At 39.2% G+C, this 24,354-nt stretch carries 23 protein-coding genes and 1 pseudogene; 3 read left to right on the top strand and 21 right to left on the bottom strand.

The annotated features are described in order from the left end of the window. Window positions 1–173: 173 nt before the first annotated feature. From MKZ11_RS14365 to MKZ11_RS14330, 8 genes are all read right to left on the bottom strand, one after another. Window positions 174–512, bottom strand: a complete 339-nt coding sequence (locus MKZ11_RS14365; RefSeq protein ID WP_340795084.1) for a metal-sensitive transcriptional regulator — start codon at window positions 510–512, stop codon at window positions 174–176. A gap of 26 nt (window positions 513–538) precedes the next feature. Further along, window positions 539–1,186, bottom strand: a complete 648-nt coding sequence (locus MKZ11_RS14360) for a nitrite reductase (protein ID WP_340795083.1) — start codon at window positions 1,184–1,186, stop codon at window positions 539–541. Next, a complete protein-coding gene (locus tag MKZ11_RS14355) occupies window positions 1,183–2,205 on the bottom strand; it encodes an ABC transporter ATP-binding protein (RefSeq protein WP_340795082.1) in 1,023 nt (340 codons plus the stop codon). The genes MKZ11_RS14360 and MKZ11_RS14355 overlap by 4 nt, the downstream gene beginning before the upstream one ends. Then, the gene (locus tag MKZ11_RS14350; protein ID WP_340795081.1) at window positions 2,189–3,172 is read right to left on the bottom strand and encodes an ABC transporter ATP-binding protein; all 984 of its coding nucleotides are present in this window, start codon (window positions 3,170–3,172) and stop codon (window positions 2,189–2,191) included. Before MKZ11_RS14350 ends, MKZ11_RS14355 begins: the two co-directional genes overlap by 17 nt. Before the next feature lie 3 nt (window positions 3,173–3,175). After that, on the bottom strand, window positions 3,176–4,033 hold the full coding sequence (locus tag MKZ11_RS14345) for an ABC transporter permease (protein ID WP_340795080.1): 858 nt from the start codon (window positions 4,031–4,033) through the stop codon (window positions 3,176–3,178). Window position 4,034: 1 nt separating this feature from the next. Beyond that, a complete protein-coding gene (locus tag MKZ11_RS14340) occupies window positions 4,035–5,003 on the bottom strand; it encodes an ABC transporter permease (protein WP_340795079.1) in 969 nt (322 codons plus the stop codon). 65 nt (window positions 5,004–5,068) lie between these two features. After that, complete coding sequence (locus MKZ11_RS14335; RefSeq protein WP_340795078.1) at window positions 5,069–6,841, bottom strand: ABC transporter substrate-binding protein; 1,773 nt, start codon at window positions 6,839–6,841, stop codon at window positions 5,069–5,071. A gap of 45 nt (window positions 6,842–6,886) precedes the next feature. Beyond that, a complete protein-coding gene (locus tag MKZ11_RS14330; RefSeq protein WP_340795077.1) occupies window positions 6,887–7,636 on the bottom strand; it encodes a PIG-L deacetylase family protein in 750 nt (249 codons plus the stop codon). A 415-nt stretch (window positions 7,637–8,051) separates the two neighbouring features. Here MKZ11_RS14330 and MKZ11_RS14325 point away from each other — a divergent pair, with 415 nt between their 5' ends. After that, entirely contained in the window at window positions 8,052–8,243 is a 192-nt protein-coding gene (locus MKZ11_RS14325) for a metal-sensing transcriptional repressor (protein ID WP_340795076.1), read from the top strand. Between the two features lie 13 nt (window positions 8,244–8,256). Continuing rightward, window positions 8,257–9,633, top strand: coding sequence for an MATE family efflux transporter (locus MKZ11_RS14320; protein WP_340795075.1), 1,377 nt, complete (start codon window positions 8,257–8,259; stop codon window positions 9,631–9,633). A 90-nt stretch (window positions 9,634–9,723) separates the two neighbouring features. Here the strand turns inward: MKZ11_RS14320 and MKZ11_RS14315 are convergent, their stop codons facing one another. The 10 genes and pseudogenes from MKZ11_RS14315 to MKZ11_RS14270 all read right to left on the bottom strand — a co-directional run bounded on the left by MKZ11_RS14315 (window position 9,724) and on the right by MKZ11_RS14270 (window position 19,455). Next, on the bottom strand, window positions 9,724–12,141 hold the full coding sequence (locus MKZ11_RS14315; protein WP_340795074.1) for a heavy metal translocating P-type ATPase: 2,418 nt from the start codon (window positions 12,139–12,141) through the stop codon (window positions 9,724–9,726). Between the two features lie 153 nt (window positions 12,142–12,294). Next, entirely contained in the window at window positions 12,295–12,498 is a 204-nt protein-coding gene (copZ, locus tag MKZ11_RS14310; RefSeq protein WP_340795073.1) for a copper chaperone CopZ, read from the bottom strand. 92 nt (window positions 12,499–12,590) lie between these two features. Then, the gene (locus MKZ11_RS14305) at window positions 12,591–12,878 is read right to left on the bottom strand and encodes a metal-sensitive transcriptional regulator (RefSeq protein WP_340795072.1); all 288 of its coding nucleotides are present in this window, start codon (window positions 12,876–12,878) and stop codon (window positions 12,591–12,593) included. A gap of 18 nt (window positions 12,879–12,896) precedes the next feature. Continuing rightward, window positions 12,897–13,313 carry a rhodanese-like domain-containing protein gene (locus MKZ11_RS14300; RefSeq protein WP_340795071.1) on the bottom strand — a complete coding sequence of 139 codons (417 nt, stop codon included), beginning with the start codon at window positions 13,311–13,313 and terminating at the stop codon, window positions 12,897–12,899. Between the two features lie 350 nt (window positions 13,314–13,663). Beyond that, the gene (locus tag MKZ11_RS14295; protein ID WP_340795070.1) at window positions 13,664–14,479 is read right to left on the bottom strand and encodes a ZIP family metal transporter; all 816 of its coding nucleotides are present in this window, start codon (window positions 14,477–14,479) and stop codon (window positions 13,664–13,666) included. Window positions 14,480–14,701: 222 nt separating this feature from the next. Continuing rightward, on the bottom strand, window positions 14,702–15,793 hold the full coding sequence (locus MKZ11_RS14290; RefSeq protein WP_340795069.1) for a C40 family peptidase: 1,092 nt from the start codon (window positions 15,791–15,793) through the stop codon (window positions 14,702–14,704). Window positions 15,794–16,129: 336 nt separating this feature from the next. Next, complete coding sequence (locus tag MKZ11_RS14285; protein WP_340795068.1) at window positions 16,130–16,711, bottom strand: redoxin domain-containing protein; 582 nt, start codon at window positions 16,709–16,711, stop codon at window positions 16,130–16,132. Between the two features lie 29 nt (window positions 16,712–16,740). Next, complete coding sequence (locus MKZ11_RS14280; RefSeq protein WP_340795067.1) at window positions 16,741–16,986, bottom strand: hypothetical protein; 246 nt, start codon at window positions 16,984–16,986, stop codon at window positions 16,741–16,743. 680 nt (window positions 16,987–17,666) lie between these two features. Next, window positions 17,667–18,203, bottom strand: a pseudogene (locus tag MKZ11_RS14275) (stage II sporulation protein P). A 328-nt stretch (window positions 18,204–18,531) separates the two neighbouring features. Continuing rightward, complete coding sequence (locus MKZ11_RS14270) at window positions 18,532–19,455, bottom strand: plastocyanin/azurin family copper-binding protein (RefSeq protein WP_340795066.1); 924 nt, start codon at window positions 19,453–19,455, stop codon at window positions 18,532–18,534. 232 nt (window positions 19,456–19,687) lie between these two features. Between MKZ11_RS14270 and MKZ11_RS14265 the strand changes: the two genes are divergently transcribed. Beyond that, entirely contained in the window at window positions 19,688–21,724 is a 2,037-nt protein-coding gene (locus MKZ11_RS14265; protein ID WP_340795065.1) for a copper-translocating P-type ATPase, read from the top strand. A 119-nt stretch (window positions 21,725–21,843) separates the two neighbouring features. On the opposite strand, the gene ftsX is transcribed toward MKZ11_RS14265, so the two are convergent. The 3 genes from ftsX to lgt all read right to left on the bottom strand — a co-directional run bounded on the left by ftsX (window position 21,844) and on the right by lgt (window position 24,294). After that, window positions 21,844–22,728 carry a permease-like cell division protein FtsX gene (ftsX, locus tag MKZ11_RS14260; RefSeq protein WP_340795064.1) on the bottom strand — a complete coding sequence of 295 codons (885 nt, stop codon included), beginning with the start codon at window positions 22,726–22,728 and terminating at the stop codon, window positions 21,844–21,846. Continuing rightward, the gene (gene ftsE / locus MKZ11_RS14255; protein WP_340795063.1) at window positions 22,718–23,401 is read right to left on the bottom strand and encodes a cell division ATP-binding protein FtsE; all 684 of its coding nucleotides are present in this window, start codon (window positions 23,399–23,401) and stop codon (window positions 22,718–22,720) included. Before ftsE ends, ftsX begins: the two co-directional genes overlap by 11 nt. A gap of 83 nt (window positions 23,402–23,484) precedes the next feature. Then, complete coding sequence (lgt, locus tag MKZ11_RS14250) at window positions 23,485–24,294, bottom strand: prolipoprotein diacylglyceryl transferase (protein ID WP_340795062.1); 810 nt, start codon at window positions 24,292–24,294, stop codon at window positions 23,485–23,487. Window positions 24,295–24,354: the final 60 nt, after the last annotated feature.

Here is a 24,354-nt window from a genome sequence, read left to right as displayed (position 1 = left end):
TGAGCTTTACACATTGTATCAAAGAAACGCATTTTATTCGTAGAGTATATGTCAGTGTGAAAATCCCTTTCACATATTGAAAAGAAGTTAAACCGAAGTAAATCCGCTAGTTGGGATGTAAATTTCCACATATAAAGATAAAGTAGTATTTAGGGTTGGGAATAATTGATTCCTCATTTTCTCATAAGTTTTTGGAATGTAACTAATACTTCATCTAACACTTCTTCATCTCCAGCTTGGAGACGTTCCAGTACACAGGTTTTTAGATGCCCCTCCAGCAGTATTGTCGCTACGCTATTCAGGGCAGCCTGGGCAGCTGAAATTTGGGTTATTACGTCATCACAATATATATCACGCTCAATTAAACCCTTAATTCCTCTTATTTGGCCCTCAATCCGGTTCAATCGGCTGGTTAAATTAGACTTCACTTTTAGAGAATGGTGACTTCTACGTTCATTTTTTTCGCAGGATGACTCTTCGCTCCTAATAGACTCCACTTCTACAATTTCCATTCTTACTCACTCCTTCTTCCAACATTCTAATTAGCATCATTTTTTTCAAATACAATTGCATTGTCCAGAAAATCTTGTAAACCAATTCGTTGAATAAATTTCGAAAAGGCCTCCCGACGCCTTCCATTCTGAGCATAATAATGTATCATTTTCTCTGCATGTTCAAATAGTTCTTCCGGGGTTAACTTCTCATATACAAGCACCCCAACCGAAGCATCAAGGCCCTTTGATTTACCACCGACATAGAGGTTATAGCTATTCTGCATTTTCATTACACCAAGGTCTGCAACCATTGGTTCTCCGCAACCAATTGGGCACCCTGTATATGCTGGCTTAAGTGTAAATGGTACAGGTATTCCTGCAATTCGACGATTCAATTCGATTGCAACAGGCATGCCTTCTTCCTCATAACCCTTGCAAAAATTACAGGTTCGCAAACTCTTAACATAATTCCCTACAGGATAACAGTACAATCCTTCTTGCTCGAATTTCTTAATTATTTCATTTACTCGTTCTTTAGGAACCCAGATATACAATTGTTGGAAAGTTGTTAATTCAATTTCCGTGTCTATAGAAAGATACGTGCTTAACATTAGTAATTGTTGAGTGGTCAATTTTGAGCCAAAAGAAATTCCTCCATTAACTGCAATTTGAACCGAATTCGAAGAGGTCATGTTGAAAGATGCTCCATTTCTTGTGAAAGATTTTCATGGAAACTTTGGTGAAAATGGCAGGCGACGGAGTGATTTTCTGATAACGTCTCCATGATTGGCAATTTTGAATGACATATATGCTCCTGGTTCGGACACCTAGATACGAATATACATCCAGATGCTCTCTTCGTAGAATCTACTTCACCATCCAGAATCATTTTCTCGCGATTTTTAATGAAATGATTTAAATCTTTCACAACCGAAACTAGTGCTTTCGTGTATGGATGTTTTGGAGAATTTATAATTTGCTGAGTTGATCCAATTTCAACAATACTCCCCTGATACATAACAGCAATTCGATTACACATATAACTGGCTGTAGATAAATCATGTGTGATTAACAACATCGTCAGTCCAAATTTATCACGTAAATCCAAAAGTAAATTGAGAATTCCGGCTCGAACAGAAACGTCTAACATAGAAGTAGGTTCGTCTGCCGCAATGAAGGAGGGCCTTAAGATGACAGACCTCGCGATGGCAATTCTTTGACGTTGCCCACCACTTAATTGATGTGGATATCGCTGTAAGTAATCTTCAGCAGGTATCAATTCAATTGCTTCTGTTATTTCTTTTACTTTTTTATACTTCCCTTCTCTTGATAAACTCGATTCATGCACATTCAGTGGTTCCATCAAGATATCAACAATTCGCATACCTGGATTTAATGTGTCATAGGGATCTTGAAAAATCATTTGCATATCTTTTCGAATCTTTGTTATTTCCGAATCAGATGAAGCACATAAGTTCTTTCCATTGAAGATAATGTCCCCGTTCGACTCTTTCATAAGTCGCATAATCATTCGAATTGTTGTTGTTTTACCGCAACCACTTTCCCCAATAATACCAAGTATTTCTCCTTTTCTGATTGAAAAAGATATATTATTGACAGCATATACATCTGTTTTCTTTCGTTTAAACATTGACCCTGTTTTTTTAATAAAAACTTTTTCCAGTTCTTTCACTTCAAGTAGCAAGGGCATTGTCATAATCCTCCTCTAGAAAACAAGCAGTAAAGTGACCGGTCTTTACTTCTTTAAATTGCGGCTCTTCCACGCGACAACGATCAAATGCATAAGGACAACGAGTATGGAATCTACAACATGGCTCAATGTTCACTAAATTCGGAACTGTACCTGGTATCGATACTACTCTTTTTTCTGGATTGGCTAGATCTGGAGTTGCATTCATTAATGCTTTTGAATACGGATGTCTAGGAGCATTCATAATATCTTCGGTTGCCGCCCATTCGACTATTTTCCCCGCGTACATAATGGCAATTTTATCTGAAATAGATATTACCATCGGAAGATCATGTGAAATTAACATAACAGCCAAATCCATTTTCAACTGTAAATCTTTTATCAGTGCAATGACTTGTGACTGGGTCAGAACATCTAAACCCGTAGTTGATTCGTCAGAAATGATCATTTGGGGATTGCATGCGAGTGCCATTGCAATAGCTACTCGTTGTTTCATTCCTCCACTGAATTCATGTGGATACGACTTCCAACGTTCCTTATCAATTCCGACCAATTCAAGTAATATCTTCGTTCGTGCCAAAGCGTCTTTTCTTGGAACTCGCTCATGTAATAGAATGGCTTCCATTACTTGATTACCAATAGAGTAAACAGGATTAAGTGCATTCATTGCGCTTTGAGGAATCACCGATATCTCTTTCCAACGAATATTGTTTAATTCAGATTCAGTTGCATGCAGCAAGTTTTTTTTATTTAAAAACACTTTTCCTGAAACCACTTTTCCAGGGTACTCAATCAATCGTAAAATAGATTGTGCGACCGTTGACTTCCCGCAGCCTGACTCTCCAATAAGACCTAAAATCTCACCTTTGTCCACTGTGAATGAAACATTTTCAACAGCTCTTGAAATTCCTTTATCAGTTTTATAATAAGTGGAAAGATTCTCAACGGAAAGGACAGTTCTGTTCATCAATTAACGCCCCTTTCTCAAACGTGGATTTAATATCTCTTCCAATGAATAACCTGTAAATGCAAATCCAATGATTAGCATCGTAATAAGTAACCCCGGTGGTAGAATCCACCAAAGCCATGCATCAGTTAGAAACGCACCCCGAGCTTGTGCATAATAAAGGATGGTTCCCCAACTTTTTGTAAATGGATCGCCTAGGCCAAGAAAGCTTAGTGAGGCCTCAATTAAAATAGCATTACTTGCAGCCATAACAAATTGAGATAATGCAATCGGAATGATACCAGGCGTAATATGTTTGTACATAATCGTTGACATCTTAGTTCCAATTGATTTTGCCGCTTCTACATAACCCTTAGTTTTTAAATTTAACACCTGTGAACGTATGACTCGTGCTGGAGACGCCCAGGAAATTAAACTAATGACAAGAATAATATTCCAAAAGCTTGGTCCAACAAACGCTGCCAATAAAATCATTAACGGTAAAAATGGGATAACTAGTACCAGATCAACCACCCGCATTAGGAAAGAATCTACCTTTCCACCATAATATCCGGAAACTACCCCAATAATTACACCTAATGAGATGGAAATTAGTGCAGCAATTATGCCAATCAGCAATGAAACACGAGATCCATACAAGATCTCACTTAATATATCTTGCCCTATATCATTTGTACCAAGTAAAAACTTGCCGTTCGGTTTGGTAAATGGAACACCTACTCGATCCATTGGGTCAAAGGGAGCCAAAAATGGTGCGAAAACAGCAATTACAAGAAAGAACCCAAGCAAAAAGAGTCCAAGAATACCTAATTTACTAGAAGATAAAACTTTCCAATAATATGACCATCTATTATTTCCCATGCTATTTCCCCACCTTTGGATCAATGAGCGGATAGAGTAGATCCGCCAATAGATTCGCAAATACCACACTGAATGTAATAATTAGAAATGTTGCTTGGATTAATGGATAATCCCTACTTAAGACAGACTCGAACATTAATCTTCCGACTCCCGGATAAGCAAAAACGGTTTCGATGACAGTAGCTCCTCCAAGTGTGAATCCGAGACTCAACATGAAAACTGTGGAGACCGGAAGCAATGCATTTCGCATTGCATGCTTGTATTTAATTACTTTATCTTGGACGCCTTTCGCTTTGGCCATCATAATATAATCCTCACCTAAAACAGTCAACATGGAGTACCTCATTGTCATGAATGTACTCGTCACGGAAATAATGACTAATGTCGCCAAAGGTAATACTAAGTGATGGATAATATCAATCCAACGTTCTACACCCAAAAAGTTTGCCCCTGGAGATTCAGCACCGAAAACCGGAAACCAGCCTAATTGTGCAGAAAAAATCGAAACCAAAATCATTCCTACCCAAAAAGAAGGCATCGCACTTAAAAACATGAACAACGTCAAGAGTTTAGCGTCAGTAGATGACCCTCGTCTCCATGCGGAAATTGTACCAAATATGACCCCGATAACTGTTGAAATAACCAATCCAAGACCGGTCAGTAGTAATGTCCACGGTAATCGTTCTTTCAATAAGTCGGAGATTAAACGTTTTTGTTGATAAGAATAGCCAAAATCACCCGTAACTGTATTCTTAAGATAAGTAATATATTGAATTCCAATTGAATCATTCAAACCATGTTTATCTAAGATTGCTTCCTTTTCAGCCGTGGACATAAATCCAACGTCTTCTCCTGCCAAATACATTAAAGGATTCCCTGGCATTAATCGTGGCAGTAAAAAATTCAGGGTCAGCATCAGTACAATGACGATAAAATATTGCAAAAGTTTATTCGCAAAAAACTTCACCATCTTTTCACCCCCCAAAAAAATTCAATCGTATTCATGCACAATTTGTGCAGGAATACAAACGAAACTCATATATCAAATTCATCTTTCTTTGTTTCTTTCTTTTTATTTCTCATAAACATGTATACTACGATTAATGCTACAATCAATATCCCAAAAATATAAATAAAGTTGTTATTACCGTCGGACCCAGTTTTAACTGCTACATCTGTTTTCATGTCCGTTTTGTTATCGTCGGGCTTTATAGAATTCGTAGCTACTTTTCCACTCCAATCTCCAGATACAAAGGACAGTTTATTGATGATCCCTTTTCCTACTTGAAACACATATTGATCGAAAACTTCTGGATTAAAGGCATTTACAAGTTCCTGATAATACAAAGTGATAATCGGTGAATCTTTTGCAATAAATGCTTGCATCTCCTTTATGACTTTCCCACGTTCTGCTTCATCCAATGTATCAATCAGCTTCTGACTTAACTCATCGAATTTTTCACTCTTATAGCCTCCAATATTTGTAGATCCGATAGTAGGATCTGAATGAAAAAGATCAATCATACGATCTGGAAATAACTGCATTGTATTAGACCAACCCCATATACCTATATCGTAATCTCTGCCTTTACTTACATCAAAATCAGGCCACATTAACGAGTCTACGGTTGTTGAATCCATTGCTTTTACAGTATTTTTAATTCCAATAGCATTTAGTCCTTCCGAGATAATCTCCGCTGTACGAATCCTAATAGGATTCCCCGCATAAACGAGTAGCGTCAAGTCAATTTTCTCGCCATTTTGACCTTCTATGAACCCGTCACCATTCGTATCTTTAAAACCTGCATCCGCTAGCAGCTTTTTCGCTTCTATCTGATCGAAAGAAGCTTTCAAATCAGTATTATATGCTTGTGATGACGGATGGATAAAGCCTGGACTACCTACTTCTGCAAAACCGAGAAGTACAGTATCCACCAAGTATTGCTTATCAATTGCATTGTCGATTGCACCGCGAAATGCCGATTCTGACATTGGATACTTTTCTGAATTAATTTGGAATAATGTAGTCCCATAACCTGGGCCTCTTGCAACTTGTATTTTCTTATTCGATTCAAATTGTTCCACGAGTTCTGGTGATATACTGGCAGAGACAACATCAATATCTCCTGTTTGCAGCGCCGTAAACATAGCCGTGGTGTCTTCAATTATAGGGAAAATAATTTCTTGAATATGTGGTTCACCTTTAAAATAGTCTTCATTCGCCCCAAATTTGTAATATTGCCCTGACTTGTGTTCTACAAATTTGTATGGACCACTTCCTATATTGTTAGTTTCATCGTCTGGAGCTGTAATAGATGACCAAATATGTTCTGGTAAAATAGGTAGATCCGCCAAAGGTTGTATCATGAAGTTTGGTTCTGCTTGCGAAAGCATCAATGATAACTTAGAATCTCCATCTACCTCAATTGATTCAATCGATTTTAAAGGATTTGTAAAACGTGATTTTGGATATTTAATAAAGTACTCCATTGTAAATTTGATATCGTTTGCGGTAAGTGGCTTTCCGTCATGCCACTTCACATTTTCATGCAGTGTGAATTCATATTTCATGCCATCATCACTTATTGAAAAGTCTTTAACGAGCCAAGGAATCGGTTCATTATTTTCATCCAACTGAAATAAATTATCATACAGTAAGCTAACTAGATCCAATCCCGGATATCCTGTTATATAAGTATAAGGATTTAATGAATTTTCATCTTTCGTAATCCCTACACTAAGCTTTTCAACACTTGGGGCGGCTTGTACAGGCATAATTGTAAGAGCTAACAGTATTGTTACCGTCAAGAAGCTTAACAAATTCCTCTTCAAATCAAGCACCTCTCTTCCTTTTTATTCAGTCAATTGTTGCAAGTGAAAATTTCCTTCGCGTCGATATGCTTCAGCTAATGCAAAATTCCCATGTGACGGAAATCCATGGTACAAGTGAACAGCTTTATCCAACGCTTTATGAATAGCTCTCCCTTTATCTGCATGACTCGTTAAATCCCTATATCCCGGAGACAAAATTTCAGCTGTTTTACTATCAAGCATTTGGTCGAAATGAGCCCCACTAAATGCCAATTGACTTTCCAATTGCTCCATCGCTTTTTCTTTCTTATCCCAGACTTGTGAAATGTCGACAACCGTATTCGGATGATGAGGTGTCATATAATAAATGGTCGGAATTGAGTGGGGTTCCAGACCCTCCATTTCATTTAATGCAAAATCACGCGATGCAAGTGCTATTGACTCAAGTATTAATATCATTGCTGGACGACGATCCGGATCTAGATCATGATAAGAATGCTCTGGATCTTGGGTAATGATAATATCAGGTTTAACTTCGCGAATACGGCGAATTAACTTCACTTTCGCTTGATAGCTCAAATCTACCATTCCGAATTCGAAATTTAAAAAGGTAACATCGACATCAAGTTCAGCGGCTGCCTTGAAAACTTGGGATTGACTCGTTTCACTACATAACATGATGGATGCATAGGATTCTCCACCATTCAATACATTCTTTGCTAACGCCCCTCCACACTCCACTACTTCCATGCCATACACACCTAAGAATAATAACTTTTTACCCTTCGACATCTTTCTCATCCCCCCTAATATACAGTACCCTCCTATAGTATAAAGAGTGCTTGAAAGTATCTTACCACCTAAAAATCCTAAAGTAAATACAATTTTTAGAATAAGTTAAACATTCCGTGTATAATGAAAGCACACTTATCCTTATCGCATAAAAAGTGGGTTTATCTAAAGGAAAGCCTATTTTTCCCTATGCTACTATCAGAAAGTCGCTTCTACTTCATTCATAATACTGGACATGTATTTTGTAAAGTTTACTTATGCCAGGAAAAGTTGATAGAATATCTCCCCTGTGGAGAATATATTCTATCAATAGGAGGGATAAAAATGAGTGAACATCAGCATGAATATAAACACCGATAACAAGTTGTAAATCGCCTAACCCGCATTGAAGGCCACGTAAAAAATACTTTAAGTAATGACTCAAAATGAGCGTGACCATCCCGATATCTTACTGCAAATTGTTGCCGTTAGAAAAGCGTTGGACAACACGGCAGAAATCATTTTTTCAGATTTCATAGAAGGTTGTATAATCAATGCTGTACATGAAGGATACGAAAAAGAAGTTATAAAGGACATAAAAAAAACTTTAGACCACTATATTTGCTAAAGGTTGTGGAAAAATGGCTTTAGAGAACCTTGTTAAAGAACAGTCCCTGAAACAGAAAGTTATGGTTGTTTTAGCTTTGGCTGTACCCGCTATGATTGAAAATATACTTCAGACCGTTGTTGGATTCGTAGATACCTTATTTGTTGCTCAATTAGGATTAACGGAAGTGACGGCTGTAGGAATAGCTAACGCAATCATTGCTGTATATATCGCAATTTTCATGGCCATAGGTATTGGCACATCTTCTTTAATTGCTCAAAATATAGGAGCAGGAAACATTGCTGGAGCTAAAAGAGTAGCTAAACAGTCGACAATTATTTCATGTATAACTGGAATACTATTTGGTAGTTTAACATTTTTTTTCGCCGAACTATTATTGTCCATAATGGGAGCCGAACCTAATGTAATGAAAGAAGGAGTCACATATTTACGTATTGTCGGGGTTCCTTCTATATTTATTGCTTTAATGTTTATATTCGGTAGCATATTACGGGCTAGTGGAGATACGAAAACACCTATGAAGGTTAGCCTGTGGATCAATATCCTGCATGTAGGGCTTGATTTTTTATTAATCTTCGGAATCGGTAGCTTTGCTGGTTGGGGAGTAGCTGGCGCCGCCTGGGCTACAGTTATTGTACGAATTATTGGAACTGGTTTGTTATTTTATTATGTACAACATTCAAGTGTTTCTTTTTCCTGGTCTCGACAAAATCAAGGTGAATCTATGATGACTTCTATTTTAAAACTTTCAACACCCGCAGCGGCGGAGCGCTTATTCATGAGAGTCGGTCAAGTTTTGTATTTCAGTTTAATTGTACACATTGGTACAGAAACATATGCTGCTCATACCATTGCTGGGAATATTGAAACCTTTTCATATATGCCCGGCTACGGTTTAGCCATTGCTGCTACAACCCTTGTTGGTCAATGTATCGGATCTAAAAAGTATCAAGAGGCCTATGTATATGGCTTATTAACGACCGGCATTGGGGTCTTATTTATGAGCGTGATTGGGGTTTTTATGTTTATTCTTGCTCCTTGGTTAGCTAGCTGGTTTACTACAGAAGCTAGTGCCATTAAAATGGTGACAATTGCGCTACGAATTGACGCTTTTGCGCAACCTGCATTAGCTGTAGGTCTAATTCTGACGGGGGCTTTGCAAGGGGCTGGCGATACCAAAACCCCGATGTATAGTACGGCTGTAGGAATGTGGGTTGTTCGCATCATTGGTATTTATGTGTTAGGAATAAAGTTAGATATGGGGATAGCGGGTGTCTGGCTTGCGATTGCTTTAGATATTTTTGTTCGTGCAATCTTTTTATTTTGGAAATATCACAATCTCTTTCAAAAATTTAATCATTCAATATCAGGGGAAAAAGTATCAAAATAGAGTAGGTGCATGAATAAATTCATGCGCCTACTCTATTTTGTGCTAATAATACCCTAGTATCAATTTAATAAATCATTTTCATTTGATCTTTTATTTCTTCAAATTCACTTTCTGTAGACGCAACGCATTCAACACCACGGATACCGAACTGAACGCCATCGCTGCACCTGCTACCCAAGGGGCTAAAAGGCCAACTGCTGCAACTGGTATCCCGATTGTGTTGTAAATGAAAGCGAAAAACAGGTTTTGCTTGATGTTCCGCATTGTTTTTCGGCTCATGATAATCGCATCCGCAACACTATTTAAATCTCCCCGCATCAGTGTAATGTCAGCTGCTTCTATGGCGATATCCGTTCCGGTTCCGACCGCCATTCCGACATTTGCCATCGCAAGTGCTGGAGCATCATTGATACCATCCCCGACCATCGCTACCTTCTTGCCTTGTTTCTGAAGCTTTTTTATCTCTTCACTTTTCTGTTCCGGTAACACTTCCGCAATGACGTTAGACAGACCGACTTGACGGGCAATGGCCTCTGCGGTACGTTGGTTGTCACCCGTAAGCATGATGACCTCCAGACCCAGCTCCCGCATTCTGGCAATCGCTTCTTTTGATGTATCCTTCACTGTATCGGCTACAGCGACGACACCCGCAAGTTCTTGATCCACAGCAATAAGCATCGCTGTTTTTCCTTCGCTCTCTAGTTTCTCCATCGATGCTTCCGAATTCAAGATTACGATGTTATGCTCATTCATCAATTTTCTTGTTCCAACTAACACTTCCCTGGCATTTACTTTAGCCCTTATTCCATAGCCTGGCAAAGCTTCAAAATCAGTTGTTTCAAGAAGTGCAATGCCTTTTTCTTTTACGCCATTAACAATCGCCTGCGCCAAAGGATGTTCGGATTGGTTTTCAGCTGTTGCAATCAATTGGAGAACTTCCTCTTCTGTAAAGCCGTTAGCCACCGAAATGTCTGTCAATGCAGGTTCACCTTTTGTAACGGTTCCTGTTTTATCCAGGACTACGGTATCGATGGACTGCGTGTTTTCCAAATGTTCGCCGCCTTTAAAGAGAAGTCCCATTTCAGCAGCTCTACCTGAACCAGCCATAATTGACGTCGGTGTTGCTAGGCCTAATGCACACGGACAAGCAATAACTAGAATCGAGATGGTTGGAATCAACGCGGAACGGAAATCACCTGGTGTTACTGCAAAATACCAAATAAGGAACGTGGCAATTGCAATAACGACAACTATCGGTACGAAAACTCCGGAAATCCGGTCTGCCAAACGTTGAATATTCGCCTTTGATCCTTGTGCTTCTTCAACCACTTTTACAATTTGTGCTAACGCTGTATCTTTTCCTACTTTTGTCGCTTTGATTTGCAATGAACCATTTTTATTAATAGTTGCGCCAATCACTACGTCACCGGCGACTTTATCAACCGGAATACTCTCACCTGTAATCATCGATTCATCGATTGCGGAGCGCCCTTCGATGATAGCTCCGTCCACCGGAATCTTTTCACCAGGTTTCACAAAGATTGTATCTCCTGCTACGACTTCCTCAATCGGCACTTCTTTTTCAATGCCATCTCTCAGAACTCGGGCTGTTTTAGCTTGCAAGCCTAGCAACTTTTGAATAGCTTGACTCGTTTTCCCTTTTGCACGAACTTCAAATAACTTACCAAGTACGATTAATGTGATAATGACAGCAGCTGCTTCAAAATAGAGCTCAGGCATTCCTGTGCTACCTGCCATCATCCATTCCAGCGTAAGAAAGAGGCTATAGAAGTATGCCGCACTCGTACCAAGTGCAACCAATACGTCCATGTTGGCACTTTTATTTCTTAAAGCGTTAAAGGCACCTTTATAAAATTGTCTCCCTACGATAAATTGAACGGGTGTTGCAAGCACAAGTTGTACCCATGGGTTCATCAGAATAGCAGGCATATAAATGAATGATAGAAATTCAAAATGGGCAACCATCGTCCATAGCAACGGAATCGTCAAGATCAGTGAAAATATGAACTTTCTCTGTTGCTTTTTGATTTCCTGTTCTTTATGATCCATCTTTTCTTTACCATCTTGCTTGGGAATCAATTCATAGCCCATTTTCTTAACAGCCGTAATCATTTCAGCCGTTTCTACTTGTTTACTGTCATATTCTACCGCAATCGTTTCTAGCGCAAAGTTGACGTTTGCGTTGGAGACACCATCCATCTTATTGATTCTTTTTTCAATTTTGGTTGCACATGCCGCGCAAGTCATACCTGAAATATCAAAAGCTGCTTTTTCTTGAACCACACTATAACCGAGCTTTTCAACTCTTTCCTTAAACTCATTGACATTCGTTTTAGCTGGGTCATAGACGACTGTTGAACGTTCCAATGCAAAGTTGACATTTGCCCGCTCAACGCCTTCTATTTTGGAAAGCCCTTTTTCAATTCGGTTTGCGCATGCCGCACAAGTCATTCCATTAATTTGTAGCGTTTTTTCTTTAGTTGCCATTTATTATCACTCCTATACGTAATGGGGGTATATTCTTTTGAAAAAGAAAGACCATACCAGAAGGTACGATCTTATCCACCGCCTTCTACCCCCATGTGGTATAAGCGGAAGATTCTTTGTTGACTAAAACCCTCTAATACATAATGCACGAAATCAGACGATGTCATACCCTTGCTCTTCAATCGTCTCCTTGATCTGCTCCAATGTTGTTACCTGATTGTCATACTCTAATGAAACTTCACCACTACCAAGATCCACCTTTACGGAAGAAACACCTGAAAGATTGCCCACGCTTGTTTCGATTGAATTGACGCAATGATTGCATGACATCCCTTGTACTTTTACTATATCTTTCATTTTGACGACCTCCTGTTTAGTTATTACTTTAAATTTACTATACCCCTGTATAGTATGTCAACTATTAAATAAAAAGTTCTTTCTATAACCTTTTATTTCGTCATCGTTTTCATGACATCCATCAATTCCTTAATCGCGTTTTCACCGTCTTGCCCTTTAATCGCATTCGCTACACAGTGGTGCGTGTGATCTTCAAGCAAGGCCAAAGACACCTTATTCATCGCTGATTGGATGGCACTGATTTGATGTAAAATATCCACACAATAGCGGTCATTATCGACCATCTGATGGACACCTCTCACCTGCCCTTCGATTCGCTTTAATCGATTGAGAAGCTGCTGTTTATTTGGTTGAACGGTTGTTTTATTGGTCTCCTGCATGTCTACTCCTCCTTGTAATTATTTTTCCAACTCTCCTGTCCATTTAGCAATACCGCCCTCGAGATTATAAACTTGCTTGAAACCGTTCTCTAACAAGAGATTCCCGCTTTCCATTCCCATACGCCCTGTATGACAAACAAAGACAATTTTCTTATCATTAGGCAGTTCAGTATATCTCGACGGAATCTCCTCAAATGGGATGTTTATTGAGCTGGGTACTCTACTTTGCGAAAATAATTCCGGTTCCCTTAAATCGACAATAACCATATCTTCTTTACTGTTGATCATTTTCGTAAGCGTCTCCGTATCAACTATATGTGGTTCAGTAATATTTTCTGAAACTCCTTTTGATGTTCCATTTAAGGAGGCCACTACCGCAATAACAATGGCTACAATCAATCCAGATAATATCAAAAGCCTGTTTTTTCTATTCATATACATCGCTCCTCACACGATACAATATACCCCATACCCCATACCCCATACCCCATACCCCTATATTATCATTCCCCTGTTATACGGTCAAGTATTAACTGGTGGTCCAGGTAATTCATGACTTTAAAGTACCAGAGGGTTCCCATGTCTTGTCGAATCAGATGGTAGTGATCGGAAGCACATGGAATAGGGCAGAAAACTATTTATGTTTACCTTTTGTTATGCAAGGAGTGCAGGCGAATTGTGATCAACGCGATGATTTTTTTAAACACGATACAAAAAAGGGTAAATTCTGTTTTTACTTATGCAATGCTAGTGATCTCTTCCCACTTTACAATTTCTATATGCCCTTATCCGAATGCCACATCGAGTATCATCATTACTGTAAATCCTAACATCAAACAAATTGAAGCTAGATCTTTATTTCCGTTTTCTTGTGAGCCTGGAATAACCTCTTCTACCACTACAAATATCATCGCCCCTGCCGCAAAGCTTAAAGCAAATGGGAGAAGTGGTGTCATGAACGTTACTGCAAGAACGCCTACCACGGCAGAAATCGGCTCAACCATTCCCGAGAACTGACCATATAAGAAGCTTTTTCGACGAGACATCCCATCTCTTCGTAAAGGCATTGATACAGCTGTACCCTCGGGGAAGTTCTGAATCCCTATACCAATCGCTAAAGCAATCGCTGCTGGTAAAGTAGCAGACGGAAAACCCGCGGCTACAGCACCAAAGGCAACGCCAATCGCAAGACCTTCAGGTATATTATGAAGTGTAATGGCTAGAACAAGCAGTGTGCTGCGTCGCTTATTTTCAGGTTTTATCCCCTCTGCGTCTTTCATTGGGGAAGTAGGATGTACGTGTGGAATAATCTTATCAGCCCCCCATAAAAAAAAACCACCCAATAAAAATCCAACGGCTGCTGGAAACCACGAAGGCAAAGAACTACTTTCTGCCATTTCAATGGCAGGCGAAAGCAACGACCAAAAACTCGCTGCAATCATAACACCTCCTGCAAAGCCTAACATTCCGTCCATTAACTTTTGGTTTACCGTCTTAGTTGTAAATACTAAGGCAGCCCCAATTGCGGTCATTCCCCATGTGAATAAGGTTGCTATCAATGCCTGGGTTACCGGACTTAACGCCGCAAAAAATTCAATCATATTTTTGTCCCCGCACAGAAAATACATTGTCTGTCATTTATCGATCCTCTTTCTTTATCAATTGTAGTGTCATTATATGACAAGTGTTTCCCTAACGCAACACTTTATTATTTGAATATTAAAACATAATGTTACTGACATCCTTTCTTCTAGTTCACCGAAACACAAAACGGGCGCACATCTCTTATCATAAGATGTACGCCCGTACTCTGAAATAAAAACTCATTTGTATGAAATTGCAGTGAATACAGCTGCGGCGAATTCTGCACGAGTTGCTTCTTTTCCTACGTTAAACCCCGGTGTCTGAAAGACTTTTGTCTGATCAAGTGTCTTCAACGCATGAATTGCTTCTGAGGCCCAGTGACTTGTTGGGACATCATTATAATTTGATGCGACTTGTACTTTTCCATCTATTTGTCCTTGAAGATCAAATGCTCGATCGACGATGGCCGCAAGATGTGCGCGTGTAAGTTTGTCGTTAATGCCGAATTCACCTGTTGCATATCCTTGAAGGATTCCTGCTTCATTCAAGGCCGCTATGTCAGCCGCAAATTGGTGATTTGGAGCGACATCCTTAAATGTCACTTCGGTTGATGCTTCTAATTTAAGCTCGCGATTTATCATTGCAGCTGCTTGTCCACGAGTAATTGATTTTTCCGGTTTGAATGTGGAGTCTTCGTAGCCAGTTATAACGCCGATTTCGTTTAGCGTAATGATTGCCTCAAAAGCAGGATGTTTTATCGATAGATCTTTAAATGCTTCACTCATATGCTCAGCGGGTTTTACCTGTACAGGCTCAAAAGCTACTTGGGTGTTTGATAGACGTTTTGCTCCTGCATATTTAGGAGCCCAATAAGGATCTGTCTTTAGATTTGCTTTTAGGACTCCACGGCTCTTAGCCGAGATGAACTCGTTGTTCCCTAAATAGATTCCCGTATGTGAAATACCTTTTTTATATGTATTTGCAAAAAATACAAGATCCCCAGGTTGCAGATTGTCTTTACTTATCGTAGTTCCCACCCTAAACTGATCCTCTGATGTTCTCGGTAGGCTCATGTTGAAATTATTGAATACATATCTGATATAACCCGAACAGTCAAATCCAGACGTAGTTGTCCCACCAAATTTATATGGCGTTCCATATAAATTTTCAGCATACGTTGCAATCTCATTCGAAGTTGCCGCACTAACCTTATTTGACGACATAAAGGGTATTGTACTAATAAGAAACACAGCCATTAGTATTTGAATAACGCGATTTTTCATTTTCCACCCCAACTGTTTTATTGATGTCTTTTTTTCTTTGTTCGACATCTTTATTTATCACTTCCTGTATAACTTTAGCATAATAACTATGATTATAGTTTTACAATCACAATACATTCGCATTACAAAACTAAGGATTAATTAAGGAGAATTAGTGCAATGTTTTAGCAATTCATCTTGCATTTTCGATATGGTAAGCACAAAAAAACGCCTAGATTCATAATCTAGACGATTTTTATATCCACGGGATCAGAAAGTTTCAACAATTCCTTAATCGCTTCTTCCATATTATTTTCATTGACGGCGCTCGCCACACAATGTTCCTCCCTTGTCTACTAAACGAACAGAAAAAGAATTTTATAATAGGTAAGATACTGGCTGCATTTAATCAAGATTATCAACAAGTTCTTTTATCGTTTTTTCGTCCATCGGGCCAATAATCTTATGCATAATTTTCCCATCCGTGCTAATCATATACGTCGTCGGAATTGGCAAAATATTATACAAATCCATTACTTCACCATCATTGTCAAGTGGAATTGGAAATGTTAGACCATAAGCATCGACAAACTTCTCGATACCTACGAGTCCACCCCGCTCTGCCGTAGTCAAATTAACCGCAATGATTTCTACGTTCGCAGAATCCTTATTTTTTGCATAATAATTTTGCATATGTGGCATTTCCGCCTTGCACGGACCACACCACGACGCCCAGAAATTAAGAATAACTTTTTTTCCTTTATAGTCCGTCAGCTTTACCATGTCACCCGAAAGCGTAGAAAGTTCAAAATCAGGCGGTGTATTTCCTTTTTCAAGTCCAGGCTTATACTCAATCGTTGTACTATCCGCTCCAGCAAAAACTGTATCGATTGGCTCCGCTGTTTCTATATTCGATTTAACCATCATAACAATCAACGTACCGATAATTAAAGCTGTTATTACAATACTTACGGTTCGTTTATTCACAATTGTCCCTCCGATTCAATTTTTCTGTCTCAGCCCCGCAATAATAATTTCACGAAAACCAAGGCGATGAAAAACGTCGACATGACAGTTTTACCCGTCAGCTCTTTCGGTTGGAAAGAGGCTGCAAAAAGATGTATTACCATGAACAGGAGTGCAGGTTGTTGTGACCTACCGACTGCTTTCCCAGTGTTCAACCATACGAGTAAAACGCTAATTGTCAAAACAATATTTGTTCCAACCTCTGCACCCAACCTATTTCCATTTAATATCACCATCAATAATTGATAACTTGCTTGCAAAAAAACCTTTCTTAAAAAATAAAGAGTGTAAAATAAGCTATCACAAATCCAACCGTTGGCGCTATCCACGACACTTAATTTAAACCATCTCCAGGTAATTACCCTATACACTGATTGAATTATTGCATTGTAAATACAATTGAACAATATTCGGATTCATCATTTCGCTGATCGATGCATTTACGAAAAGCAAATTACTACTTTTACAATATATTCTCCTCCTTCAAATTTGAGTTTACTCGGTATTTATGCATTTTTAATGAAGAAGGTAAGACGAATAGTAAAGAACCTTCTATCGAACCAATATTGAACTACCGAACTCGTATGGTTATCTTTAATATCAAAATAAATACGGCCATTCGATTGATTTTGCAATGACATTTATACCGAGTAGGAAGAAATCAAATACACGCGAACATATCCTCAAGGAAGTTTCAACTTTCTTTTTAAGCTTTATCTTCCATACATATCACCATTCTCTTACCAATAAATACCGAAGATGAAATTCTTAAAGCCCTCATTATCTACTTTTGTAGTTACTGAGGGCTTTAAGAGTGAAATTATTATCTACTGTTTTCAACTCAAGTGTTGATCCTCCATCGATGAGCATTCATTCCGATTGAAGCTATTTGTATTATTGCAGGGTACAAGCGCAATTAATTTCGGGTTAGATCTTCGCTAAGTAACATCCGAGAAACAGCTTTTGCGAATACAGCAGATGTCCTATTTAGTCCCGTTTCATCATTTCCAATTCCGCCTATTTCAACGAGCATATGACGCTTATGAAGATCCTGATTATATTTTCCATTCACGCCAAGATCTAATTTGAATACGATATTCTCTGTTATATTTAGCACTATCTGTTCCATCCCGGCCATTAGTTTCTCAGCTAACTCTTGATTCAATTTAAAATTAGCATGATCACCAACGATAACAAATACGACTTATGCAAACTTTTCCCCTTCATAAGTGACTGTCGTCCTATCCGCTTTAAGTGAAACCCGATGAATCTCGAGTATGATGTCGTAATCCTCATCGTTCAACGCTTTCTGCACATATGGCCTAACAATATCAAACGTTTTATGAAAAGGGATTCCTACCTTATTCATTTCTGCTGTAATGTCAATGTCGATAATATCTGCACCTACTCCATAAAACTCCAACTGAGTATTTATCTTTTCTCTAAGACTCATAATATTCTCTTCCGGATGGTAAACCGCAATTTCCCCGTCATGTTTTAGAGTGATGGGTTTCAAATGCTTCATGTGAATCTGTAGTGTATAAAAGTGCACTTATTCCTGTTTGGACTTCGGGTTCCATTTCGATAATATTTGCTGCTTAAACTAATTTTCGCTCATCGATTTGAACAACTAATTCCTCTACCGGTATTTCACGCGGAATCTTTTCCAAAATGATAGGGAATTAGAAGTGCGCGAAGATTAGTGAACTCCAGATTTTCAACGACTTTTTCAAAGACTACCCCCGGCAACTAATATATGTAGCTTAGGCAGGTTAAAGTATTTAACTTACAATAAATTGTCCAATCATCCCTAGTTCCTTATGCCCTGGGACGGTACAATAAAATTCATAAACTCCAGATTCAGTTAAGGTAAATGTTAGTGTCTCCGTATTTCCAGGTGTAGCATGTAGATGCAACAAATCTTTATTTCCCCCATGATTATGTTTGGATCCCATTACCATGTTAAAGGAGGAAGTCCGTATTTCAATGTCATGCTCAACCTTATCCCGATTTGTGAGTGTTAATGTGACTGGTTTATCTTTCTCAACAATAATTTCATTTTTTGAGTACTTCATATCGACGGTTTCCAGAACAATCATTTGACTTTCACTATCGGAATTATCGGTTGATCCTGGCATCGCTGAATGATGACTTTCTGGCATCTCTAATTCCTTTTGATTTCCATATTTCTCAGCAATAGAATTGCCGCCTATTATAAAAAAAACTACAAAAGTTGAAAGTACCAAAGGTTTTAATAACCACTTTTTAGTAAGCACTTTCGAGTTTTGTGGTGTTTTCAAAATAGCTATAATAAAAATTGTACTGATGGATAAAAATAAGAAAATCTGTATCAAACTTATCGACTGATCTACACGAATCATCTCCCCTACCATTGCCCCCATCATGCCTCCCATTAACCCAGCCATTAATCCTTCTAATACAGAGAGGATTCCAAAGCATAATCCGCATAATGAGCCTGCAAGCACACCAATAGCCATTGAAAGTATCGTTGAAAGAAATAGGTTACCTTGATAGGTAACACCTAATAGAACGCCGGCAGTCAATCCCACATTCATCCCAAAGAACATTGAAATCATCATTCCTTGCATCGTTCGAAATTTTCTTTTCCAGATTATCGCTGCTATAACGACTACAAGTGTTAACAAACCAAGTGAACCTAATACAAATAATTGATAGTTCCCCACTAATCCCCCACCTTTTTCTAAATTGAAATAATGCTTATGTTTACATATTGCATGTAATGGTTATATACCTTATAAGGGTATGTAGCATGACCGATCTTCATGAATCGTGCGTAGGAATAATCGTGCGTTTCTTTAATATAGAGAAAACGAAGATTTTGCATAATTCCTGCATATTTAATGGGTATATTGACGATATACCTATAACCCGGTAATTATGAAAGGAGCAAATCGCATGTCTAATCATTCACATCATCACCACGAACCGGAAAAGCATATTGCAAAAGAAGAACACAAAGAACAACATGGTCATGAAGGTCATCACAATCATCACACCCATATGGTAGAGGATTTCAAAAAACGTTTTTACATCTCATTGATCGTAACGATTCCTATTTTGGTCCTTTCACCGATGATTCAAATGTTTCTCGGCGTTGATTGGCGTTTTAACGGAGACATGTACATCCTGTTTGCGCTATCTACATTTGTATTCTCTTACGGTGGTTGGCCATTCCTTACTGGTGCAAAAGATGAGCTGAAAAATAGAAATCCAGGTATGATGACATTGATTTCATTGGCAATTACCGTTGCATATGTTTATAGTACAGCTTCCGTATTCGGCTTGGCAGAAAACGATTTCTTTTGGGAACTGGCTACTCTCGTTGACATTATGCTACTTGGCCACTGGATTGAAATGCGTTCCGTAATGGGTGCATCAAGGGCTTTGGAAGAGCTTGCCAAATTGATGCCTTCAGAAGCCCATCTCATTGACGTTGACGGAAATATTAATGAAGTTGACGTAACGGAGTTGAAACAAGGGGATCATGTACTTGTCAAGCCTGGCGAGAAAGTACCGGTAGATGGAAAGATACTAGAAGGTAAATCGACAATTGATGAATCGATGCTGACAGGTGAATCGGTTCCAGTTGAAAAACAAGCTGGCTTAGAGGCTATCGGTGGGTCCATTAACGGTGAAGGATCACTTATCATTTCTGTCATGAAGACCGGAAGTGAAACGTATCTCTCGCAAGTCATCACCTTGGTTAAAGAAGCTCAGGAATCCAAATCTCGGGCGCAAGATCTTGCCAACAGAGCCGCGAAGTGGTTATTTTATGGCGCACTGGCAGCAGGTCTGATAACTTTCCTAATCTGGATTTCACTTGGCTATCCAGTTTCATTTGCGATGGAAAGAATGGTGACCGTTCTGATCATAGCGTGTCCACATGCATTAGGGCTGGCAGCGCCATTAGTAGTTGCTGTCTCAACATCCATAGCGGCAAAAAATGGACTTCTCATACGAAATCGGGCAGCTTTTGAAGGCGCCCGAAATATTGAAGCGGTCGTTTTCGATAAAACAGGTACGCTGACAAAAGGTGAATTCGGTGTTACGGACATTTATCATTCTATAGATTTCAGTGAAGAAGACGTCATTTCTTATGCAGCTGCAATCGAAAGACAATCCCAACACCCCCTTGCTAAAGGCGTTATTAGAAAAGCAGAGGAAATGGGTCTCACTCTTTACCCGGTAGAGGATTTCCAATCATTGACTGGTAAAGGTCTGAAAGGGAATGTTGATGGAAAGATGGTCTTGGTCGTCAGCCCAGGCTATGTAAATGAGCTGAAACTAGAATATGATAATGTTCAATTCGATGAGTGGTCTTCGGAAGGGAAAACGGTGATCTTCACGTTAATCGACGGAAAACTCGCCGGAATGATAGCCCTTGCAGATATTGTCCGTGAAACGGCAATAGAGGCTATTAAGAAACTTAAAGAAATGAATATCAAATCAATTATGCTAACAGGCGATAATTTGAAAGTAGCACATTATATTGGAAAACAACTCGGTATGGAAGAGATTTATGCCGAAGTGCTTCCACATGAAAAATCCGAAAAAATTGATCATATCCGAAAAGTTGAGGGTCTTCGAACTGCGATGACCGGTGATGGTGTTAACGATGCACCCGCTCTTGCAAAAGCTGATCTCGGTATTGCAGTAGGCGCAGGAACAGATGTAGCCATTGAAACAGCTGATGTCGTCCTTGTAAAAAGTAATCCACTTGATGTTGTAAATATTATTAAGCTTTCAAGGGCTACCTATCGTAAAATGACGCAAAACTTATGGTGGGCTACTGGCTATAATATCCTTGCAATCCCATTGGCAGCCGGAGTTTTTTATAATTTCGGTATAGTTCTTAGTCCGGCAGTTGGCGCTATATTAATGTCTCTGAGTACAGTTATTGTCGCAATTAATGCCCGCTTGTTAAAAATTTGATTTAGAGGTAATGCAAAAACTCGATGGAATAACATTCTCCATCGAGTTTTTGTATACATAGAAGCTATCGCTTATATTTTATTAACTTCCCATTTCTCCTTTTCAAAATTATGTTCCCATTATACTTTAAGAAATTTACGCACTGACATAAAACTGCCCCAAACACCTATAAAGATTCCCATGAATAGGATTAGTCCATTCAATTGAAAAATGAATGGTGTCGTGTTTAGCAATTGGAATAGTTCTCCTTGCAATTTCGGTTCCCAGTATTCAAATAGCTTGTAATAGGATATGGAAATGATGAGCATTGGAGCAATAGCCCCTAAAATGCCAAGCCACATTCCTTCCAATAAAAACGGAATACGCACGAAGTTATTCGTTGCTCCGACCAATTTCATGATTTCAATTTCAGTTCTTCTAGCAACGATTGTTATACGGATTGTGTTCGAAATAAGGAACATCGCCGTGAATAACAATGCCAGTATCAATGCAAGACCAACATTCCGGCTTGTGTTCAATACTTTAAAGAGCTTTTCTATTTTTCCTTCGCCGTATATGACCTCATACGTGTAGTCATATGTATCGATTTTCTTTGCGATGGTCGCGGTCTGCTGCGGGTCCTTCGCTTTTACATACAGTGCATCGCCAAGCGGATTGCTCTGTTTATATAAACTAAGTTCATCACCAAATGATTTAATCATCTTGTCCAACTCTTCATCTCGCGACGAAAAGACTACTTCAAGTATTCCTTCTGTCGAACGGACTTTATCTACTAATTCTTTAATTGCCGACTCGTCTGCCGCAGGATCTGCAATGACTTTAATTTCCACGTCATTCTCGATACTTTGCGCCAGTTGGTTTAAATTCATCATAATCACAATGAATACACCGACAAGCAGAAGGGTGACAGTAACGGCGCTGACTGACGCGAATGTCATCCAGCTATTGCGTCGAATGCTTTTAAAACTTTCGCGTATATGCCGACTAAGTGTTCTAGCCTTCATAGTATTCACCTCCGTATTCATCACGGGTAATGAGTCCGCCTTCTATCGCAATGACACGGTGTTTTATTGTATTAACAATTTCCCTGTTATGGGTGGCCATGACAATCGTCGTACCACGAGTGTTGATCTGTTCGAAAATCCTCATGATCTCCCATGATGTTTCAGGGTCAAGATTTCCTGTCGGTTCATCTGCAATAACAACTTTCGGTACATTGACGATTGACCTCGCGATGGAAACGCGCTGCTCTTCTCCACCTGATAATTCGTTCGGGAACATCCGCGCTTTTTGCGTAAGTCCGACAAGCCCAAGGACGTCATTCACTTTTTTTCGAATCTCTGCTGGTGATTCTTCGATTACCTCGAGTGCAAACGCAACATTCTCGTAAACATTCAATTTAGGTAAGAGCTTGAAGTCTTGAAAAACAACACCAATCTGCCTTCGCAAATAGGGTATACGCTTATTCCGCAATGTTGCTAGATTTATGCCGTTAACAATAACATCTCCGCTTGTTGGTGCTTCTTCACGATACATCATTTTAATGAATGTCGACTTACCAGCACCACTCGGACCGACTACATAAACGAATTCTCCTGGGTCGATTACGACGTTAAGACCATTCGCTGCAACCACGCCATTCGGGTATTTCTTGTACACATTTTTCATCACAATCATGATAAGACCACCTGAAGTTTCATATCCTTCATATATTTTCCCCTATCCCATATTACGGAGCAGCCGCTTCTCCACTCTACTTTTTATTTATCCAAGTATTTCACATCAACTTTTTGCACAAATCTTCTTACGATAAAAATTACTACTGCAGCAACGATTGTGACGACTGATACAAGCTGAGCAGCCCGAAGTTCACCGATGACATATAAGCTGTCCGTTCTCATTCCTTCGATGAAGAAGCGTCCGGCAGAATACCAGACAAGGTAAAAGAGAAACATTTCGCCGCGCTTCAAATTCACTTTGCGCAACAGAATGATAATGATAAGCCCCACAATATTCCACATGGATTCATAAAGGAATGTCGGATGATAGGTTACACCTTCAATAGTCATCTGATTCATGATCCAGTCTGGAATAATCGTCGTTTCAAGAAACTTTTCCGAGACGGGACCTCCGTGTGCTTCCTGATTCATGAAGTTGCCCCAGCGACCGATAATCTGGCCGATTAAAAGTCCAGCCGCTGCAATGTCAACTACTTTCCAAAACGAGATACCTCTGCGTTTTGTGTAAACATACGTTGTTATGAAGGCACCAATCAACGCGCCATGGATTGCTATGCCGCCTTCCCAGATTTGAATAATCTGTCCCGGGTGATCTTTATAATAATCCCATGAGAAAATAACATAATAGATTCGTGCACTGATAATCGAGATTGGAACAGCCCAAATGAGCAAATCCGTCAAAAGGTCCGGATGCATCCCGCGCTTCACCATTTCCTTTTGAACGACAAGGAATGCAAGAACGATCCCAACTGCAATTATAATGCCGTACCACCGGATTGCTAGTGGACCAAATGAAAATGCAATTGGGTTTATTGCTAACAAATCAAACATAAATGTATTCCCCCCTCCTGCCAGCTAATACGGCATTTGACTAATTGTCACATCTTGCTT

It is taken from the genome of Sporosarcina sp. FSL K6-1508 (assembly GCF_038007465.1).
Classification (GTDB): domain Bacteria; phylum Bacillota; class Bacilli; order Bacillales_A; family Planococcaceae; genus Sporosarcina; species Sporosarcina psychrophila_B.
The sequence above is the reverse complement of the archived record's forward strand: the minus strand, read 5'-3'. Positions and strand labels throughout refer to the sequence as shown.